General features: G+C 47.8%; 18 protein-coding genes. 14 read left to right on the plus strand and 4 right to left on the minus strand.

What is annotated here, in order from left to right; genetic code table 11:
- The first annotated feature begins 4 nt into the window (after positions 1-4).
- Together T489_RS14095 and T489_RS0103595 are read left to right on the plus strand one after the other, a co-directional pair.
- Entirely contained in the window at positions 5-2,380 is a 2,376-nt protein-coding gene (locus T489_RS14095) for an ATP-binding protein (RefSeq protein WP_051621761.1), read from the plus strand.
- A gap of 198 nt (positions 2,381-2,578) precedes the next feature.
- Positions 2,579-3,019, plus strand: coding sequence for a hotdog fold thioesterase (locus T489_RS0103595; protein WP_031578677.1), 441 nt, complete (start codon positions 2,579-2,581; stop codon positions 3,017-3,019).
- 74 nt (positions 3,020-3,093) lie between these two features.
- Here T489_RS0103595 and T489_RS0103600 read toward each other — a convergent pair whose 3' ends face one another.
- Entirely contained in the window at positions 3,094-3,669 is a 576-nt protein-coding gene (locus T489_RS0103600) for a hypothetical protein (RefSeq protein ID WP_031578678.1), read from the minus strand.
- A 191-nt stretch (positions 3,670-3,860) separates the two neighbouring features.
- On the opposite strand from T489_RS0103600, the gene gltS reads away from it, so the two are divergent.
- Positions 3,861-5,066: a sodium/glutamate symporter gene (gene gltS, locus T489_RS0103605; protein ID WP_031578679.1), complete on the plus strand. Its 1,206-nt coding sequence runs from the start codon at positions 3,861-3,863 to the stop codon at positions 5,064-5,066.
- A gap of 287 nt (positions 5,067-5,353) precedes the next feature.
- Here the strand turns inward: gltS and rne are convergent, their stop codons facing one another.
- Both rne and T489_RS0103620 read right to left on the minus strand, forming a co-directional pair.
- Positions 5,354-8,185, minus strand: a complete 2,832-nt coding sequence (rne, locus tag T489_RS14565) for a ribonuclease E (protein WP_084155388.1) — start codon at positions 8,183-8,185, stop codon at positions 5,354-5,356.
- Between the two features lie 825 nt (positions 8,186-9,010).
- Positions 9,011-10,411, minus strand: a complete 1,401-nt coding sequence (locus tag T489_RS0103620; RefSeq protein WP_031578682.1) for a sodium:solute symporter family protein — start codon at positions 10,409-10,411, stop codon at positions 9,011-9,013.
- 489 nt (positions 10,412-10,900) lie between these two features.
- On the opposite strand from T489_RS0103620, the gene rluC reads away from it, so the two are divergent.
- The 11 genes from rluC (at position 10,901) to fabF (ending at position 20,220) form a co-directional block, all read left to right on the plus strand.
- Complete coding sequence (gene rluC, locus T489_RS0103625) at positions 10,901-11,878, plus strand: 23S rRNA pseudouridine(955/2504/2580) synthase RluC (protein WP_031578683.1); 978 nt, start codon at positions 10,901-10,903, stop codon at positions 11,876-11,878.
- Positions 11,859-12,551, plus strand: coding sequence for an HAD family hydrolase (locus tag T489_RS0103630; RefSeq protein WP_051621763.1), 693 nt, complete (start codon positions 11,859-11,861; stop codon positions 12,549-12,551). Before rluC ends, T489_RS0103630 begins: the two co-directional genes overlap by 20 nt.
- A 251-nt stretch (positions 12,552-12,802) precedes the next feature.
- Positions 12,803-13,885 (plus strand): hypothetical protein, encoded by a 1,083-nt coding sequence (locus T489_RS0103640; RefSeq protein ID WP_031578685.1) that lies wholly within the window; start codon positions 12,803-12,805, stop codon positions 13,883-13,885.
- Between the two features lie 203 nt (positions 13,886-14,088).
- Positions 14,089-14,607 (plus strand): YceD family protein, encoded by a 519-nt coding sequence (locus T489_RS0103645; RefSeq protein WP_031578686.1) that lies wholly within the window; start codon positions 14,089-14,091, stop codon positions 14,605-14,607.
- Between the two features lie 14 nt (positions 14,608-14,621).
- Entirely contained in the window at positions 14,622-14,792 is a 171-nt protein-coding gene (rpmF, locus tag T489_RS0103650; RefSeq protein WP_031578687.1) for a 50S ribosomal protein L32, read from the plus strand.
- 24 nt (positions 14,793-14,816) lie between these two features.
- Positions 14,817-15,824, plus strand: a complete 1,008-nt coding sequence (plsX, locus tag T489_RS0103655) for a phosphate acyltransferase PlsX (protein ID WP_157608043.1) — start codon at positions 14,817-14,819, stop codon at positions 15,822-15,824.
- A 6-nt stretch (positions 15,825-15,830) separates the two neighbouring features.
- Positions 15,831-16,781 (plus strand): beta-ketoacyl-ACP synthase III, encoded by a 951-nt coding sequence (locus tag T489_RS0103660; RefSeq protein ID WP_031578689.1) that lies wholly within the window; start codon positions 15,831-15,833, stop codon positions 16,779-16,781.
- Positions 16,782-16,792: 11 nt separating this feature from the next.
- A complete protein-coding gene (fabD, locus tag T489_RS0103665; RefSeq protein ID WP_031578690.1) occupies positions 16,793-17,728 on the plus strand; it encodes an ACP S-malonyltransferase in 936 nt (311 codons plus the stop codon).
- Positions 17,729-17,742: 14 nt separating this feature from the next.
- On the plus strand, positions 17,743-18,474 hold the full coding sequence (fabG, locus tag T489_RS0103670; RefSeq protein WP_031578691.1) for a 3-oxoacyl-ACP reductase FabG: 732 nt from the start codon (positions 17,743-17,745) through the stop codon (positions 18,472-18,474).
- Between the two features lie 154 nt (positions 18,475-18,628).
- The gene (gene acpP / locus T489_RS0103675) at positions 18,629-18,865 is read left to right on the plus strand and encodes an acyl carrier protein (protein WP_031578692.1); all 237 of its coding nucleotides are present in this window, start codon (positions 18,629-18,631) and stop codon (positions 18,863-18,865) included.
- A 104-nt stretch (positions 18,866-18,969) separates the two neighbouring features.
- Complete coding sequence (gene fabF, locus T489_RS0103680; RefSeq protein ID WP_031578694.1) at positions 18,970-20,220, plus strand: beta-ketoacyl-ACP synthase II; 1,251 nt, start codon at positions 18,970-18,972, stop codon at positions 20,218-20,220.
- Positions 20,221-20,399: 179 nt separating this feature from the next.
- On the opposite strand, the gene T489_RS15110 is transcribed toward fabF, so the two are convergent.
- Positions 20,400-20,684 (minus strand): hypothetical protein (locus T489_RS15110; RefSeq protein ID WP_031578695.1); only part of this gene is annotated, 285 nt, incomplete at its 5' end.

Consider the following 20,684-nt stretch of genomic DNA (forward strand, 5'->3'; position numbering starts at 1 on the left):
GATTATGATTTCCATAGAGCAACGCATAGCCAAACTTGAAGCGGAATTACGTCAGGCCAGACTTGAGGTGGAACTTGCGCGTGACCGTGAAATGAAGCTGGTGGACAACCGTAAAAACATTTTTAACGTGTTTTACGAACTGTTTACCGCCAACGGCCAGGAACAGCAGTTTGCCACCCTGATTGCCGCCCTGCACAACATAATCACTTTCGAAGAGGTCGTACTCATCAGTCACAGCATGGAGGCCGAGGACTCGGACAACATGGAGATTATCTATGCCTCCCATCAGGTTCTCAGAGATCATCAGTGGGTGCTTGCCGGACCTCTCAGCATAGCCCTGAAAACCCAGGACATCATCATTCTTTCCAACCCCGGCGTCGCCAGGGGATTTGAAAGCACGGATCCGGAATTTTCAAGTCTGGTGCGTTCTGTGATGGTGATTCCGATTATCTTCGAACATCAGCATCTGCTGTTCGTGTGCACTCATCACGTGCCTCTGCGTCTTGACATGCGCAGTCGCGTGGACGTGAAAAACTATCTTCCGTTCATTGAACAGTCCATAGCCTGTATCAGCTACAGAACACAGCTTGAAAAGATTGTTACCGAACACACCAATGAAATGGTGGACTATCACAGCAAACTCCAGTCATTCCGTAATCTTTCCCATGAAATATTCTGGCAGACCGATACCGAGCACAAGCTGGTTCAGGTGTCCGTGGAATCAGGCAACATCCATTTTCTGGATTCCAACGACAAGCGCAATCTTCCGATATACGAAAGCTTTATAGGCAAGACGGTATACGATCTTCTGGACAGTGAACAGATTAACAAGCACAGTCAGTCCATGGTGGATCTGGTGAAGCTGGTAAAGGATCATGCCTTCATCTCCAATATTGAACTGCCTTTCAGACTGGGCGGCAGAACCCTGTGGGTTGCCATCAGCGGCGAACCATACTACGGCCAGAACGGCGAATATCTCGGATACCGCGGCATAGTCAAGGATATAACCAGAGAACACAAGGAACGTCAGGATTTTGAGAATGCCAAGATTGAAGCTGAACAGGCTGACCGTTCCAAGACTGAATATCTGGCCGTGATGTCTCATGAAATCAAGACTCCGCTGCAGGCCATCCTGGGGATGATTGACCTTCTGGAGCAGACTCAGCTCAACGAGGTTCAGACCTCATACATCAGGCACGTGCATCAGAGTGCCTCACTGCTTCAGACCATTCTGCATGACGTACTGGATCTGTCACGCATAACCTCCAAGGCAATGACTCTGGAAAATCTGAGCTTCGACATCAAGTTCGCCCTCAACTCAACCATCATCCAGATGCGCGACAAGGCTCTGGAAAAGAACATCAGCCTAAAGCTCAACATTGCCGACAACTTCCCTACACTCATTTACGGGGACCAGCACCGACTGTCACAGATTCTGTTCAATCTCATCAACAACGCCATCAAGTTCACCTCGGTAGGCGGCGTAACCGTGAATGCGGAACGTTTCGAGAACCGTCTGAAGTTTTCCATTACCGATACCGGTCCGGGCATCGAACCGGAAAATCTCAGCAACCTGTTCAAGCCGTTTGTGCAGGTGGACAGTTCCATTTCCCGCAAGTACGGCGGTACGGGCCTGGGACTTTCAATATGCAAGCGCCTGGTGGAACACATGGGCGGCAAGATCGGTATCCGCAGTGAAAAGGGCAAGGGCTCAACCTTCTGGTTTGAAATACCGTGCAAGGTGCCTTCATCTCCTCTTATCGGCGCCAACTCCGTAAGACGCGACAAGACCGAGCACCGCGACCACAACTACCGCATCCTGCTGGTTGAAGATTCACAGATCAACCAGTTTGTCATCAAGACCATGCTGGAAAAACTCGGCCACATAGTGACTCTGGCCAACAACGGTCAGGAGGCCATAGACGCCATCAGAAAGGAACTTCCGGATCTGGTGCTTATGGATATCCGCATGCCGGTTATGGACGGTATCGAGGCAACGCGCCAGATTCTCGGTACCATTGCTCCGCTGCCGATTGTGGCTCTTACCGCCAACAACTCGGATGAGGAACGTATCGAATGCCGCAAGGTAGGCATGGTGAGCATTGCCTCCAAGCCGGTTACCACTCAGACCCTCAAGGTTCTGCTTGACGATCTCGAAGGGGTAATCGAGGAATACGGACAGAAGCTCAAGGAAGGAAACTACAAGCTCATATCCCATCTGCCTGAAACACCTGCCGAAAGCGAGAACAGTGACAATACCAAGGTGGGTACCGTTTCTTCGGAAAACACCAAGAGCAACGCCTCACTTATTGACGCACTGATTAAGAACAAGCTGGGAGCGAACAGAAACAGCAAGTCCTCAAACAATCAGAGAACCTAGTCTTCACGGTTCGTGATTACGGAAGCCTGATTCATGCCATGAATCAGGCTTCTTCCGTTTCAGACTCCGGTAATCAGCATCAGCACACAGCGTTTAGGTGCTGAATGCCGATTATTTGAGAGCGTCAGGTTACGGTCCCGGCTCAATGATAGTAAAATAACATCATTTCATAAGTATTCATAATAGCAGGACAGGAACATGATCTGGAAAAAACAGTGCAGCCTGGAAGCGGTAAACGCTCTCGGAAAGAATTCCATGGTGGAATTTCTGGAAATCAAATTCACTTCCATTGGGGATGATTATCTTGAGGCCGTCATGCCGGTGAATCAGAAAACATGCCAGCCCTTCGGACTGCTTCACGGAGGCGCCGGAGCAGTGCTTGCGGAAACCGTGGGCTCCATAGCGGGTAACTACGCCTGCGACAGGGATTACTCATGTCTCGGACTTGATCTCAACATAAATCACATCAGAGCCGTAAAAATCGGGGATACGGTAAGGGCGGTTGCCAGACCGGTTCACATAGGAAATACCGTTCAGGTATGGCAGATTGATGCCTTCAACAGCCGGAATCAGCAGGTAAATACCGCACGACTCACTCTGGCCGTAAGACGTCATATGACGCTGAAGGAAAAACGGTAAGGATTATGCGCGGCCCTTTTCTCGGCCCGTCGGGGGAAAAAGACCGCGCATGTCGGAAATGCCGGTGCAGACCGTTAGTATACGGAAGCACAGGTGGTGGTGATGTCCTTGAGATTCTTCAGACTGTCTTCTCTTGGATTGAGTTCACCGATCTTTTCTTCAGCAAAGAAAACTTCAATCTTTGTGGCTTTCTGCAGCTTCTCCAGAAATTCAGTCCAGGCAAGGCCGGTGGATTTGTATTCCGTAGGAATCTCAATTAAATTGTCTTTCATCTCGGTATCAAAGGTGTAGAGCTTGCCGTCTATGTAGAACTCAACCTGATCATAGCCGTCCCGAGTGTTTTCCTCTTCGTTTTTGTAGTATTCAACCTTGTTGGCATGTTCCTTCTCGATTAAATCCTCACCGTCCGCGTAAACGTACAGGTTGCGATGAATCTCTTCACCTTCATCTTCATCATCGGCATTTTTATTGACTTCACCCATGCAGCCGATGGCGATTTTGATTTTATTCTTTGGAGAATGAATAGTGTATTCCCACCACTGCTGCTGGAATTCGCTGCTCCAGATGTTGGGTGCGGCTTCGGCGATGCCTGCGGTGAACAAACTTAAAATGAGGCCGGTAAAACAGCCTTTCAATAATCTGTCAGTCATTGTTTTATCCCTTTATATCGACTAGGTTCATAACCGGTCATGTATATTAACATATTCATGAGCATGTAATGTCGTTTTATTAAGGATCTTTGTCTTAAGCGTGACATCAGATTAGCATATTTCCTGCATTTTACTGTATGATTACGGGGTAATTTAAAAAAGTGTTTCATTTACAGAAAATCCATACGATTATGCAATCTCAAACCGTAATTTACAGTCTTGACATGATGAACTCTCTTATCTGCGCCACTCTGGTTCTTATAATGGGGCATGCGGTCAAGAGTATCCTGCCTTTTCTCAGAAAATTCTTCATTCCCGGACCCGTTGCCGGAGGTATCTTTTTCGCGATAATGTCATTGATTGCTCATGAATACTGGAATCATGAACTGCATTTTGATAACCAGCTGAAGGATCTGACAATGATGATGTTCTTCACCGGAATAGGTTACATGGCATCCTTCAGACTGCTTCTCCGGGGAGGAAAGGAGGTTCTGCTGTTTACTCTGTGTACGGTACTGATGATTGCGGGACAGAATCTTACAGGCATCGGTATGGCCTGCCTCTTCAATGAGAATCCTCTGCTGGGACTGGCGACGGGATCCATTTCTCTTGTGGGCGGACACGGAACTTCGGCGGCCTTCGGTGTTGAACTTGAGAAGGCGGGGCTTGCCGGCGGTCTCTCTATAGCCGTAACCTGCGCCACCTTCGGTCTCATCTCAGGTTCTCTCATCGGCGGACCTCTCGGAAAATTCATTATAAAAAGGCACAGCATCGAATATCCCGGACGCAGGGAGTTTTTATCAGATGAGTGTGAACAGGAACAGACCGTAAAGCATCTTCGCGAGGATACGCTGGGAGCTGCACTGATATATATTTTTTCAGCGGTGGCAGTTGGAACTCTGCTGATGGACTGGCTGAAATCAGCAGGATTTGTACTGCCCGCCTATCTGGGACCGATGGTTGTGGCCTGTTTCATCAGAAATATCGTTGACTGTACCGGACACCGCGTTCCCGATCATGCGATAGCAACATCCGGCAATCTGGCTCTGCAGTATTTTCTGGCCTTTGCCCTGATGAATCTCCATTTATGGGAACTCAAGTCTCTGGCGGGTCCGATTGCGGTAACGCTGGCTGTTCAGTGTCTGTTCCTGATACTGTTTGTTTATTTCGTTACCTTCAGAATAATGGGAAGAAACTATAATTCCGCCGTACTCTGCTGCGGACAGTGCGGTTTCGGCATGGGAGCCACACCTAATGCCCTGGCCAACATGTCTACTCTTACGGGATTTTACGGTCAGGCACCGAGAGCCTTTTTTGTAGTCTCAATTGTGGGCTCGCTTATTATTGATTTCGTAAATGCCCTGATTATCACTGGGTTCAGTAAGGTTCTGTCATAACAGTAAAAATGATTTCCCCGGATATCCGTAAGGATAATCCGGGATGAAACTGTCCGGAGACAGGATTTTCATGTTCATTCGGTAAAGAAGCTGAAAGTCCATGATTCATAAAGCAGAGTTCATGCCTTAAGTTTAACAGTGTCTCACGGAGAATGAACATCAGATGCGGCAGACCGTCAAAAGAGCTGAATACCGCTGTTTCTGAATTCTTCCCGAAATGAAATAAAAAAGGCATGAATATGATTCATGCCTTTTGTGTCAGATTAAATAAACGCGTCTGCGTTTAATTATTCTGCTTTGCCGTTTTCTTCAGGAAGAACCTGCGGTTCCGATGCTTCTGAACTTTCAGCCGCTTCAGGTTTTACCTGTTCTTCTTCTGCCTTTACTTCCTGCTGGACTTCGACAGCACTCTGAACGTTTTCTGCCTGAGCTTCTGTCTTAACTTCTGCTTCAGCATAAACTTCAGGTACTGATTCTTCCTTTGCTCCGGCTCCGGCTTCGGTCATTGGAACAGTGGTGAGGTTTCTGATGGAGCTTACTCCGGCAAAACCGGCTGCTTCATTGAAGAGCTCATTCTGTTCGGTTCCTGATGAAGGTTCAACGACAGGAAGTTCACCTGCTTCCGGTTCGGTCATTTCAACGTGAGCCAGATTGCTGATGGAACTGAAGCCTGCATGTCTGCCGCATGCTCCGGTAGGAGTTTCGGTTTCAATACCGGCTGAAGGAGCAACCTCGTCAAGATCGCAAGGTGCAGGTTCAGTCATGGCTACAGCCACGAAACTTACGTTGGAGATACAGCCGATCCTGGCAGGAGTTCTGTATTCAAACGGAACAGCCTTAGGAGTTGCAGGTGCCGTCACAGCGGTTTCTGCTGCCGCAGCTTCGGTTTCAACCGCGGTTTCAGGTTTGGCAGCCTGCTGATTCTGGCGCGGCTTGCGTTCCTTTCTCTGGTTTTCACCGTTCTGGTTTCTCTTCTGCTGCTGTTTGCCGTTTCTTGCAGGCTTTTCAGACTTCTGAGTCTGCTGAACTTCAGCAGTGTTTTCAACTGCGGTATGTTCAGTCTTGACTGCTTCTTCCCTGCGGTTGGCGTTCTTTCCTTCCTGAGGATGATTCTTCTTGGCGCTGCGGTTTCCCTTAACCTGAATTTCTTCCTCGATAACAGGTCTGTTCTTGGACTTGTTTCCTGCAGGTTTCTGTGCCTGAACAGCAGTGTTCTGAGCAGGTTTTCTGCCTGCCTGGGTGCTGCGGTTCTTTGCTCCGGCCTGATTTCCGGCAGGACGGTTCTTGCCGTTGCGGTCGCGCTTGGCTGTAGAGCTGTCCTTTCTGTTCACGTTTACCTTGGAGATTGAAGGCTTGCTGACGGTAGCGTCATTGATGTCCTTGTCTTCGGCACGGAACAGACCGACGATGCTGTTAAGCATGCGCTTGAATATACCTACGGACTGAACAGGAGTTACCGCAGGAGCCGGCTTGGCAATGCTTTCGCTGATTGCTTCAAGGTTTACGGCAGGTTTCTGCGGTTCGTAACGGTTTCTGCTGCTGATTACGGTCTGGTCTTCATGTGCCGCAGGGAAATTGCTTGGAGCAGGGGTGTTGAACTGAGGAGCGTTACGCTTCATTAAGTTGAAGGTATTGATTTCAGCATCTTCACCGCTTCTGATACGGGCAATTTCGTAGTTAGGAGTTTCAAGAGTTCTGTCAGGTATGATGTAAACGCGTACTTCGTGACGCTTTTCAATACCGTCGAGAGAATGTCTCTTTTCGTTCATCAGGTAGGCTGCCACTTCAAGAGGAACTCTTGCACATACTGAGGCAGTGAAATCCTTGATGGCTTCCTCTTCAATGATACGGATAATTGAGAGGGCGAGAGAGCCGTTGTCTCTGATTGAACCGAGGCCTGCGCAGCGCGGACATACGTGAGAGGTTGATTCACCGAGTGATGGTCTGATACGCTGTCTGGACATTTCCAGAAGACCGAAACGGGAAATTCTGGCAAACTGGATTCTTGCTCTGTCCTGTCTGGTTGCTTCGCGCATCTTGTTCTCTATTTCACGCTGATTCTTAACAGGCTTCATATCGATGAAGTCGATAACAATCAGACCGCCGACATCTCGTAAACGGAGCTGTCTGGCGATTTCCTCGGCTGCTTCAATATTGGTCTGAAGTGCGGTTTCTTCAATGTCTCCGCCCTTGGTGGCCTTTGCCGAGTTAACGTCAATTGAGGTCATTGCTTCGGTAGGATCGATAACGATTGAACCGCCTGAAGGAAGTTTAACTTCTCTCTGGTATGCGGATTCAATCTGTGATTCAATCTGGTAGTGACTGAACAGCGGGTCGCTGCCTTCGTACAGATGAACCTTGGAAATAAAGTCAGGACGAACCATGGAAACATGCTTCTTGACCTGTTCAAATACTTCAGGCACATCAACCAGAATTTCACCGATGTCCTGTCTCAGGTAGTCTCGGATGGCTCTGAGAACAATGTTGCTTTCCTGATGGATGAGGAAAGGAGCAGGTCTGTCGTTGGCAGCCTGCCTGATCATTTCCCAATGCTTTACAAGAATATTAAGGTCCCAGTTGAGATCCTCAGGGCTCTTGCCTACACCGGCTGTTCTGACGATAACACCCATGCCTTCAGGAATGGTGAGAGAATCAAGGGCTTTTTTGAGCTCGGTTCTGTCATCACCCTCAATGCGGTGTGAAATACCGCCGGCGCGAGGATTGTTTGGCATCAGAACGATGTATGAACCTGCAATGGAAATATAGGTGGTTAGAGCGGCACCCTTAAGTCCGCGTTCTTCTTTTTCAATCTGAACGATAACTTCGGTACCTTCTGCGATCGCATCTTTCAGGGTGGATTTGTTGGTGTAAGAAAAACCAGGCTTGTAGTATTCTCTGGCTATTTCCTTGAGTGGAAGAAAACCGTGTCTGTCAGTACCGTAATCAACAAATGCGGCTTCCAGACTTGGTTCAACGCGGGTGATTACGCCTTTGTAGATATTAGCTTTCTTCTGCTCATGTCCGGCTGATTCGATATCTAAATCATAGATTTTCTGACCATCAACCAGGGCAACACGCATCTCCTCTTCCTGAGTTGCGTTTATTAGCATTCTTTTCATTAATTACTGCTCTTATCTGGTTATGGTACAGTATTAACAGCAGAATACGTAGAATATGCCGTCCGAGCTTGTACTAGAATTAATAGCAAGTCTTATCAGAACATGGCACATGCCTGAGTCTTATCTATATCTCAACCGCATTCACTTGAAGGCCCGTAAAAGGGGGAATGCTGAACTTATTTTCACGGTTGCCTGAAAATCCATCGGAAAACCGGAATCTCCTGGTCTTATACCGTGTCTTAATGTGAACCCGGATGTTATCCCGGTTCTTATGCAATCTTTAGTTCGGGTCGATTACTCTGCCTTTCATACGTCTCTAAGAGTTAATCCGTACCTGTATACATCTATTTTTCATTTAACACGCCGGCAGGGTGTGAATCACCTGGAGGCATGTCCTGTGGATATTTCCGGAAGGTATCGGAAGGTACCTTTCTGGTTGGAAATAATCCGCGCTAATTATCTCATTATTAATTACTCAGTGGCAATAAAAAAAGCAGAAATAATGTTAAAAAATGTTTGTTTAGGCGAATATTGAACACTTATTCTGCATAATTATGCAGAAACGGACATCAGGAATAATTATGTCGGATTATGAAAAACGCATTATTTCCGGGAGTGGAAAAAATTACGGCGGTTCCGGAAATCCCGTTTTATTTATAATCAGGTTGTACACTTGTTATCCACAATTTATTCACCGCCGGTGAAACCGTAAACAGCCGAACGCAATATTAAAGGCACGGGCGGATAAACCGCCGCGGGACAGTGCGGGCGTTTCGGGACCGGCCGCAGACTCAGTCTGTTCAGACCTGCTTCCTGAAAACCGGGTTACCTTTCGACTGCTTTTTCCACACTCGGTGACAGTGTTTTTCTGTTTAGGATACGGGCGATGACAATCATGATGATTACGGCCGCAAAACCGAGAAAGAGTGGCGGAACGGTGCTGTGAAGCACCGGTCTGGCAAGTCCCGCCACCAGAGTGCCCACCAGCATGGTGGGAACGGCCCAGGCCGGGGGAATGAGTTTCGGACGGTACAGTGCCAGAACCAGAGGTATGAAGATACCGGCTCTGAGAGCCAGCGCCAGTATGTTCCAGGTCAGTATCTGTGATTCAAGATTGCACAGGGAGAAGGTGATGGTGAGTACGGAAATCAGAATAACGGTGAGACGGTTGGTTCTCAGTATCTTTCCGCTTTCGGTAATTCTGAATACCCTGGTCCATATATCTCTGGTGAGCAGGGTGCTGATGCCCAGCGTGAGTCCGGCAATGGAACTTATCAGGGCGATAATCAGAACTCCGAGGGCTGTGCCGGCGAGCGGTTCGGGAAGATAGCGCATGATGAATTCCGGCAGCGCCATGATGGGAGTTACCTCCGGATGCATGGATTTCATGTACATTGAAGCCAGTACACACGGAATTCCCACCGGAAAACTGAGTGCGGAAGCCACGAAGCAGCCGATTCTGGCGGCTTTCACATCCCTTGCGGAAAATATTGCCTGAGCATAGTTCTGGGCGCACAGAAGTCCGGCAGACATGGATATCACTGTTTCGAGAGGCTGCCAGTATCCCTGTCCGAACATGTCCAGTCCGCGGGGAATGAAATACTCTATGTCCTTCACCTCATGCAGGCCCTTTGACGCGGTATAGCCGATGACCGTCAGCATCAGCCACAGAATCACGCTTTTGAAAAGACCTGAAACGCTGGCTCCTTTGATTCCGCCGAAGTATATGTAAACGATAATCAGGAAGAACAGGATGGCACCGGCCGCGTAGATGTTTATATCCATAAGGTGGGATATGAGGTAGATGGCCGGAAGTACGGAGGCGACGGCGGCGAAGAATATGCCGCTTGAGGAAATGACGGAGGCTACGGGACCGCTGCCGGAACCGTAGGTGTTTATCAGCAGCTGGGTGATGGTTTCGCTGCCGCTTTCACGGAACCTGCGGGCGAAGAACAGGCCCATGAAGAGAAATCCGGTACCGATGCCGATGGTGAACCACCAGGCGCTGAATCCGAAGGAGAATGCCATCTGCGAAGTGCCTATGGTGGCGCCTCCGCCGATGCAGCTTCCGGCTATGGCTCCGGCCACCATGCCTGCCGATGCCCTGCGTCCGTTAAGTGAAAAGCCTTCTGCGGATCTGATTTTTCTGGCGGACCAGATGCCTGCGCCAATGATTAGACTGATGGTGGCAACCATCATGACCATCTGTATTAGTGTAACGGACATAACTGTACTCTTAATTCTGTAATAATCTGTAATCTCTGAAGCCCGACCGGTGATTTGCGCGCGTGTTTTTTTCGTTCACGCGGCGCTCCGGCTGAATGGTTTTGTCTGAATGCGTTTATCAGTCCGTTTCTGGAATTTGATTGTTATAGTTATGGTTTAAACCGGATTATCCGGCAGGGGCGGTAAAGCCCGTGATGTTATCTTTTACGGTGAGGAACCTCGTGCCGGCGTCTCCGGGGTGTTGCCGGTGAATCATCTGCAGACGTCTAAGTCCTCCGGAAAGTATTATAGATCAATTTTTTCCGCGTGATCACGGCATGGGCGGAATTGTTTCTTTATTCTTCTGTTGTATTTTCTGAAGTCTTTATGAACATGTATTCTGGCAGGCATGTAATGTTTATTCCTGTCATGTGGAGAATGTCACGAAAATAAGTTAAAATACGAACCGTAGATAAATAGGGTGATGAAAGAGAGATTACCGTGCAGGATATTCGTGAAGAACACAGGGGCGTAAGTTTTCAGAACGTAAATGAGGATGAGGCCGGCGCCAGAATTGATAATTTTCTGATAAGAGTGCTCAAGGGAGTGCCCAAGAGCATGATTTACCGTATCCTTCGTAAAGGTGAGGTAAGAGTAAACAAAAAGAGAATCAAACCGGAGTACAAGCTTCAGGCCGGGGATGAAATCAGAATTCCTCCTCTGAGAATGTCTGAAGCCAAAGTGATTCTTCCGTCAGCCAATCTTGACAGGGTCAGTGCCCTGAAGGATGCCGTTCTTTATGAAAATGACGGTCTCATGGTGATCAACAAGCCGTGCTTCATGCCCGTTCACGGCGGAAGCGGGGTTTCCTACGGGGTAATCGAGGCTCTGCGTTCCATAAGACCGGAACTTCATTTTCTGGAGCTTGCCCACCGTCTGGACAGGGAAACCAGCGGCTGTCTGATTGTGGCCAAGAAACGCAGCGTGCTGCGTCAGCTGCATGAACAGTTCAGGGAAAAGAACATGCAGAAGCAGTATCTTGCCCTGGTTCGCGGCGTGTTCAGCAAAAGAATAACCACGGTAAGAGCTCCTCTTGCCAAGAACGTGTTGATGAGCGGTGAAAGGTTGGTTCGTGTTGACGAAGTCAACGGGAAACCTTCGGTTACCGATTTTAAAATCAGGGAGAATTTCAGGGACGTGACCCTGGTGGAGGCATATCCGCATACCGGGCGTACGCATCAGATTCGCGTGCATCTTGCCTACAGGAGTCATCCGATACTCGGTGACGACAAATACGGCGACAGGGAGTTTGACCGCAGGTTTGAGGCTCTCGGGCTTGACCGCATGTTCCTTCACGCCGAACACATAACCTTTACCGATCCCGTAATCAACAGGGAAATAACCGTTTACGCGCCTTTACCCGGGGATCTGGAAAATCTGCTTTCAAATATTCGTAAGGAAGATGAGGATGGAGAGCAACATGTTTGATGACGTAAAAGCAGTTATATTTGATATAGACGGTACATTAATGGATTCCATAAGCCGTATAGTTGAATGTATTAGAATATCCTGTTCAGAGGTCGGAGCCGACGTTCCATCAAACGAGGATTCCAAATCGGTTATAGGGCTGTCTCTCGGCGAGGCCATTGCCAGTATCCTTCCGGGACGAAATGAGGAAGAGGTGAGAAAGGCTGTTGAGGTATACAAGGATACCTACCTGCGTCTTGAAGCCGAAAATCCTACCACTCTTTTCGGAGATGCCTACGATGTGATATCTGAACTCAAGAAGCGCGGCTACAAGATAGGTATCGCCACCGGTAAATCCCGCAGAGGCTATGACAGGGTGATGAGCTATGTTTCCATTGCTCCGTTCATAGACGTTTCATCAACCGGGGATGAAGTGAGATCAAAGCCGGATCAGCAGATGCTGAACAGACTCAGTGATGAACTCAGAATTCCGCCGAAGGGCTGTCTGATGGTGGGGGATTCAAGTCTTGACATCTGCATGGGCGTAAACGCTCATACCCGTACCGCCGGAGTGCTTACCGGGGTTCATGACAGAAACACTCTGATGAATGCCGGCGCCGATGCGGTGGTTAACACTCTTTCAGATCTCCTTGATCTTCTGCCGGGAACCGGAAACTCTGTCGGAATGCGGTAGGATAACGTCTGGTTTAAGGATGATTTTTTCAGAGCCTGAAGTTTGCACTTCAGGCTTTTTTTCGCAGACTCCGGTTAAATCGGACTTAACATGCATTTTCGGGATAAATGTTTTTGAAAATCAGGTTTTTTCCAATAAACTTTATATTAAGGAAGAGTCCTGACGGGCTTTCCGGAAAGTCAGGTTTTTGCGCACTGACGGCCTGAGTGAGCATGGATTTACCGTATCCGTAACCGCAGGAAGGAGAGTTTATGACGGAAAACACTGTTTCAGAATCCGGAAACAAAGATAAGAATCCCGGCGAGGCTGCGGATTGCAGACCTCTGGAGGTTAATATAAGACATGCCAGAGTACTGCGTTCTGCTCTGGACTACTGGCATGAAACCGGCCTGCTTTCCGATGAGCAGCTTAAAACCCTTAATGCCAGCATCAGAGTCGGAATAAACTGGCGCAGAATAATTTTTCATTTCACGTGGATTGCCGTGTGCTGCATGATTATTGCGGTCGGATCACTTTTTTGCAGTGACCTGATTGTCAGACTGATGAATAATACCCCGGCAGCCGTAAAAACCGTGGGGGCCTTTGCCATGGCCGCGGGATTTATCTGCTCTGGACTTGTACAGAAGGAAAAATCTCCGGAATACGTAAAAACGTACAGCCTGCTTCTAGTGCTCGGATGCCTGTGCATCGCCTCGGGGCTGTTTTGTTTCGGTATGGCGCTGAACCTGCCTGAAGCCGGCATGGTGTGGATGATGATGGTCGGGTGCTTTGTGTACGGCGCGGTTGCGTGGTTCGGAAAGTCCGGACTGGTGTGGCTCTTTGCCCTGATATCATTCTGTAACTGGCTGGGCTGCTCCAGCGGCTACAGTTTCGGCGCATACTGGCTGGCCATAAAGGAGCCGTACAGATTTCTGATATTCGGCGGTCTGCTTACGTTACTGACCTGCTGGCCGGTTTCAGCCGGAATACTGCAGTCCCGAGATCTGCTCGGCATGAGCAGAGCGTACGGCATTCTGGTTTCGTTTATGGCACTGTGGTTTCTGTCCATTTTCGGCGACTCGAATCCGGAACTGTTCTTCTGGGCACTCGTTCTCGGAGCGGTGGCGCTCTACGCCATCTGGTTAGGCGTAAAGACGGAAAGCAGAATGCTTCTGGGATTCGGATGCGCATTCATGGGAATTGATCTGTATACCAAGTATTTTGAATACTTCTGGGACAGACTGCATGTGTCGATATTCTTCTTCCTTTCCGGTGCGGGACTTTTGATCGGTATAAAATGCATCAGAAAATTCATCATTGACAGAGAAAAAGGAAGAGTGGTGTCTGACGACTGACGGAAAGCTCTCGGACAGCCGGTGAAAAAGCTGTTGAAAAAACATCCGCGGAAATCCGGATATTCCGCAGACATCGTTATTCAGCTGAAAAAACCGGCTGTGAGTAAACCTGTGAGTATTTTAGAGGTCAGTTAATAGTCAATTTGTAATTTTTAATTTTTTTCTTTGACTATAATTTGTTTTTTATATATCATAGCGACACTATGCAAAAAGTGAAAATCCCACAGAAAGTGGACCCTCGATATACAGCAGCCAAAAGACTGGACTACGTTGGTATTATTCCAAAGGAAAAGTTGGAAAGACTGCAGGGTATAGTAGAGGAAATTGTTGAAGATGCTGAGGTCAGACTGACTTTCGGTGTCGATTTGCAGGGTATAACAGCAATTGAGGGCAGTGTTGGTACTGCTGTGAAGTGTGTATGCCAACGTTGCGGTGAACTCTTTGACTTGAAATTAAATTCCGAGATTCGCTACACTCCCGATCTGAAAAAGGTTGAGGAGCTTGGATTGGAGGATTTATATGATTACGTCGAAGTCGATGAATTCGGTGAAGTCGATTTATACCAGATTCTGGAAGACGAACTGATTCTCTCATTGCCTTCCTCTCCCAGACATGAGGATGCCGATTGTCCGGAAGGCGGAAAGGAATGGGTGGCTGGCGAATTCATAGAGCCGGAGAAAGCCAACCCTTTTGCGGTTTTGAGTAAATTAAAGAGTAAGTAAATTAGGAGAAGGCAATGGCCGTTCAACAGAATCGTAAGTCTCGTTCACGTCGCGATATGCGCAGATCACATGATAGTTTAGCTACCCCAACTGTATCTGTGGATAAGACCACTCAGGAATACCATTTACGTCACAACGTAACCGCTGACGGTTACTACCGTGGTGTTAAGGTAATTAACAAGTAATCTGAGTAAATAAAGCAGATCACCTTGGAAGGTATTACTGTAGCACTAGATCTAATGGGGGGCGATTTCGGCCCCCGAGTGTCAGTGCCTGCTATCAAGCAGGCACTGGCGTTTTATTCTGATCTGAATGTTCTGGCGTTCGGTAAGGAAGATCTGGTGCTGGATCTTTTCAGAAAAGAGAAGCTGACAGGCAATTCCAGGGTTGAACTGATAAATACTGCCGATGCCGTCGAGGGAAATGAGAATCCTATTCATGCACTGAGACACAAAAGGCAGTCATCAATGTGGGCGGCTATTGAAGCCGTTTCTACTAAAAAGGCCATGGCAGCTGTGAGTGCCGGAAATACCGGTGCTATGGTGGCGATAGCCAACCACCTCCTCGGAAACATTCCGGGAATTCACCGCAGCGCACTGGTAAAAGTGCTTCCTACATTAAATAAGAAGGGGACAGTTTTTCTGGATTTGGGCGCGAATCTTTACTGCGATCAGGATACTCTGTTCCAGTTTGCCCTGATGGGATCAATTCTGGCTTCCGACTACCTGAATATTGGAAATCCGAGAGTTGCTGTTTTAAATGTGGGACGCGAGGCTATAAAGGGGACTGATGTAATTCAGGGTGCGTCTGCGCTTCTGAGTCAATGTAAAAATCTGAACTACATCGGGTTTGTGGAAGGTAATGATATTTTCGGCAGTGCCGCAGATGTTATAGTTACCGACGGATTTTCAGGAAATATAGCCCTGAAAACCGCAGAAGGTCTTTATCGTGTGATAGAACAGCGATTATACGGATTTTCTGTTTTGCACAAACTGCTCAAACCTATAAAATATCTTCTTAAAAAACGTATAACTGATATGCAGCCTGATGAATTTAACGGATCATCTCTTCTGGGACTTAACGGTGTTGTCGTTAAAAGTCACGGGGCTGCTGACTGTAATGCTTTAGTGAGTGCAATCGCTCAGGCCAGATCTGAAAGTATTAATCAGGTGCCTAAGCATATTGCTGATTGTTTGGTTAAGTTAAAGGGCGCATAGAACTCTATGTACAGTAAAATTCTCGGTACAGGCAGCTACGTTCCTCCTAAGGTTCGTACCAATGCCGATCTTGAAAAAATGGTTGAAACCAGTGATGAGTGGATTGTTGAAAGAACCGGTATTAGAGAGCGCCGAATAGCTGAAAATGAAGATACTGTTTCAGTAATGGCTTACAAGGCTGCCGTAAAGGCTGTTGAAGCCGCTGGCATCACCGCTGACGATCTTGATCTTATCATTGTCGGAACCACCAGTGCTCCGAACGCTTTCCCTTCCGCAGCCTGTCAGGTACAGGCCATGCTGGGAACAAAGGGACAGCCCGCCTTTGACGTGGCGGCAGCCTGCAGCGGTTTCTCATACGGTTTAAGCATTGCCGATTCATACATAAAGGCCGGTACTGCCAGAAAGGCTCTGGTTATCGGTGCTGACGTAATGTCTTCAGCATGTGATCCTAACGACAGAACCACCATCATTCTTTTCGGTGACGGTGCCGGTGCCGCCGTTATCGGTGCCAGTGAAGAACCGGGCATCTATTCCGCCACCATTCACGCCGACGGCTCATACGGTGATCTGCTCAAGCTGCCTAACGTAAACCGTCTCAACCCTGAAATCGGCTGGCTCTACATGAAGGGCAACGAAGTATTCAAGGTGGCGGTAAACACCTTGAGTCACGTGGTTACCGAAACAATGGAAGAAAACTCCATTGACCGCAGCGAACTCAAATGGCTTGTTCCTCATCAGGCAAATCTCCGTATTATCGCGGCCACCGCACGCAAGCTGGCCCTGCCTATGGAACAGGTTATAGTAAATCTTGATAAATACGGTAATACTTCAGGCGCATCCGTACCTATCGCACTTGATGAAGGCATCAGAGACGGCCGCATCAAGAGAGGCGACCTGATTCTTCTTGAATCATTCGGCGGCGGTTTTACCTGGGGCAGTGCTTTAATTAAATACTAGGAGTTGTTTATATGGCTAATTTTGGTTTTGTGTTCCCGGGTCAGGGTTCACAGTCTGTAGGTATGCTTAAGGAACTTTCAGAATTATATCCTGTAATCAAGAATACCTTTGCTGAAGCTTCAGAAGTTCTAGGCTATGATCTCTTTGATCTCGTTATGAACGGACCTGCTGAAGAACTCGGCAAGACCTACAAGACTCAGCCTGCCTTACTGACAGCTTCTGTTGCCTTATACAGACTGTGGCAGGAAAAGAGTTCCTTAAAGCCTGCAGTTATGGCCGGTCATTCACTCGGTGAATACAGTGCCCTCGTCTGTGCAGGCGTTATCGATTTCAAGGATGCCGTAAAGCTGGTCAAGCTTCGCGGTGAATTCATGCAGGCTGCCGTTCCTGCAGGCGTAGGCGCCATGGCCGCAGTAATCGGTCTTGCCGATGACGTTGTCATCAAGGCATGTGCCGAAGCCGCAGGTTCACAGGTATGCTCGGCAGTAAACTTCAACTCACCAGGTCAGGTTGTTATCGCCGGTAACAAGGAAGCTGTGGACAAGGCTTCAGAAGCTCTGAAGGCTGCAGGTGCCAAGCGTGTTCTTCCGCTTGCCGTAAGCGTTCCTTCACACTGCGCCCTCATGAAGAGCGCTGCCGATGAACTGGCCAAGGAACTTGCAAAGGTTGAATTCAGGGTTCCTTCCGTTCCTGTAATCAACAATGTTGACGTGGCAAAGGTTACCGATGCGGATTCAATAAGGGATGCCCTGGTAAGACAGCTTTACAGTCCCGTACGCTGGGTAGAAACCGTTCAGTCTGCTTCCGCAGAAGGTATCAAGACCATGATTGAAGTAGGTCCTGGTAAGGTTCTGTCAGGTTTAATCAAGCGCATTGATAAGGAAGTTAACGCAATTTCTTTAAATGATGCCGCAACTTTAGACGCAGCTCTGACTGCAGTCGCCTAAGTAAAGGAGAAAATATGGATTTTTCAGGTAAGGTTGTACTTGTAACAGGTGCTTCAAGAGGTATTGGTCGTGCCATCGCTGAAAGCTTTGCCAAGCTCGGTGCAAAGGTCTGCGGTACTGCTACTTCAGAAAGCGGTGCTGCCAAGATTTCTGAATATCTCGGTGAAAACGGCACCGGTCTGGTACTCGATGTTTCTTCTCAGGAATCAGTAGACAAGTGTCTCGAAGCCGTAAAGAACGCTTTCGGTGACGTTGATATTCTGGTTAACAATGCCGGTATCACCCGCGACAATCTGTTAATGCGCATGAAGGATGAAGAATGGGATGCCATCATCAACACCAATCTTGCAAGTGTTTACAGAATGTCAAAGGGCGTTCTCAGACCGATGATGAAGAAGCGTTCAGGCAGAATCATTTCCGTAAGTTCCGTAGTAGGTCTGATGGGTAATCCGGGTCAGTGCAACTACGCTGCTGCCAAGGCCGGTTTAATCGGTTTCTCAAAGAGCCTTGCAAAGGAAGTTGCATCACGCGGCATTACCGTTAACTGTGTGGCTCCGGGCTTTATCGCTACCGATATGACCGCTGCTCTTACCGAAGACCAGAAGTCAGCCATTCTGACTCAGGTTCCTGCAGGCAAGCTCGGCGACCCTCAGGATATCGCCAATGCGGTACTGTTCCTTGCTTCCGACATGGCTTCATACATTACCGGTGAGACCATCAGCGTAAACGGCGGCATGTACATGTAGTATATTTTTAGTATATTAGTGACATAGGACAGTTTTTTTAATATTTTACTAGATATACTAGATATAAATAGCTATAATGAGCTAAATTAAATGAGATTCATAACCCGTAAGGGTTTGTATATTAACACGATAATCGTAAATAGGATTAATATAAATGAGTAATATTGAAGAACGCGTTAAGAAAGTAATCGTTGAACAGCTCGGTGTTAACGAAGATGAAGTTGTATTATCAGCTTCTTTCATCGACGACTTGGGTGCTGACTCTCTTGATACCGTAGAATTAGTTATGGCATTAGAAGAAGAATTCGATACCGAAATCCCTGACGAAGATGCTGAAAAGATCACTACCGTTCAGAGCGCTATCGACTACATCGAAGCACATCGCAAGTAATAGCTACTTAATGTAGTTTTTCCGTGATATTAAAGAAGAGCGTTTTAGTGATTAACTGAACGCTTTTCTTGTTTAGGTCTTTTTAATTTGTACGGAGGCAATCTGTGTCAAAACGCAGAGTTGTAATAACTGGTCTTGGTATGCTCTCTCCGGTAGGTAACACCGTTGAAGAAGCATGGAAGAATTTATTAGCCGGTAAGAGCGGTATCTCTCTTATCGATCATTTTGATACTACTGATTTTCCAAGCAAAATTGCTGGTCTGGTAAAAGACTTTGATTCTGAAAAGTTTGGTATCAATAAGAAAGACAGCCGTAAGATGGACCTGTTCATCCAGTACGGTATTGCAGCAGCCTTAATGGCTTTTGAGGATTCAGGTCTTGAGATTACTCCGGAAAATGCTCCTCGTGTAGGTTGTGCAATTGGTTCAGGCATCGGCGGTCTCGGTCTTATCGAAAAGAATGCAGAAGCCCTGATTGAAGGCGGTCCTCGCAAGATCAGTCCATTCTTTGTTCCATCAACCATTATCAACATGGTTTCCGGTCATGTATCAATCAGAACCGGTGCACGCGGTCCAAATGTTGCTACCGTAACTGCATGTTCATCAGGTACTCATGCCATCGGTCTGAGTGCACGTCTGATTCAGTACGGCGACGCAGACGTAATGATCTGCGGCGGTGCCGAAAAGGCTTCAACCCAGATGGGTATCGGCGGTTTCTGTGCCCTCAAGGCATTATCAACCCGCAATGACGATCCGGAAAAGGCAAGCCGTCCATGGGATATTGATCGTAACGGTTTCGTGTTAGGTGACGGTGCCGGTGTACTGATCCTCGAAGAACTTGAACACGCCAAGGCCCGCGGTGCCAAGATCTACGCAGAACTCGCCGGTTTCGGTATGAGTTCAGACGCATTCCACATGACTGCTCCTCCGGATGACGGTGCAGGTGCGGCTCTTGCCATGCAGAACGCTATTCATGACGGCGGAATTACCGCTGATAAGGTTGGCTATGTAAACGCTCACGGTACTTCTACTCACCTCGGTGACCTCGCTGAAATCCGTGCCGTCAAGGCAACCTTCGGTGATTCAATTTCCACCGTTCGCGTAAGCTCAACCAAGTCAATGACTGGTCACCTCTTGGGTGCTGCCGGTGCAATTGAAGCAGTAATCACCACTTTAGCAGTACGTGATCAGATCTGCCCTCCAACCATCAATCTGGTAAATCCGGATCCTGAAGTTGAAGGCATCAATCTGGTTCCTAATGTTGCCCAGAAGGCTGAATTTGATTATGCATTATCAAATTCATTCGGCTTCGGCGGTACCAACGGTTCATTACTGTTCAAGCGTTACGCTGAATAATCAGTTTTATTAAACTTAATTTGAAGGGACGGCTCAGCTGTCCCTTTTTTTGTATTAATAAAAAACCGCACGGTCCCGGCCCCGGAAGGAATCCGAAAAGGAGTACCCTAAACTTTGTTGCAATTCATATGTTTAGGCGTCATAAGACCGAATTTCAAATAACATGAGGTTCGGTCTTATTATTTCTCTATTTCACTCAGGATAATATCCAATTCGTCAAAAGACTGTATGTTGTCGTCTTCGTCTGTTTCCTCTTCTTCTTTCGAGAGCTTTCCAAATATTTCCGTAGAAGGCTTAGGGATGTTCAATGCTTCCATTATTCTTCTCTGAACACCGGTTACGGGAGTGTAATAACAACCTTCCCTGAATACCGTCTGTTCGATGGAATCCAGATTTGCCAGCAGCTTGTTATCAGAATCATAAGGCATTTTCATGCCGTTGGCGGTTGCGTGCTTTACTCTCTG

The organism is Ruminobacter sp. RM87 (assembly GCF_000701925.1).
In the GTDB taxonomy this organism is placed as follows: domain Bacteria; phylum Pseudomonadota; class Gammaproteobacteria; order Enterobacterales; family Succinivibrionaceae; genus Ruminobacter; species Ruminobacter amylophilus.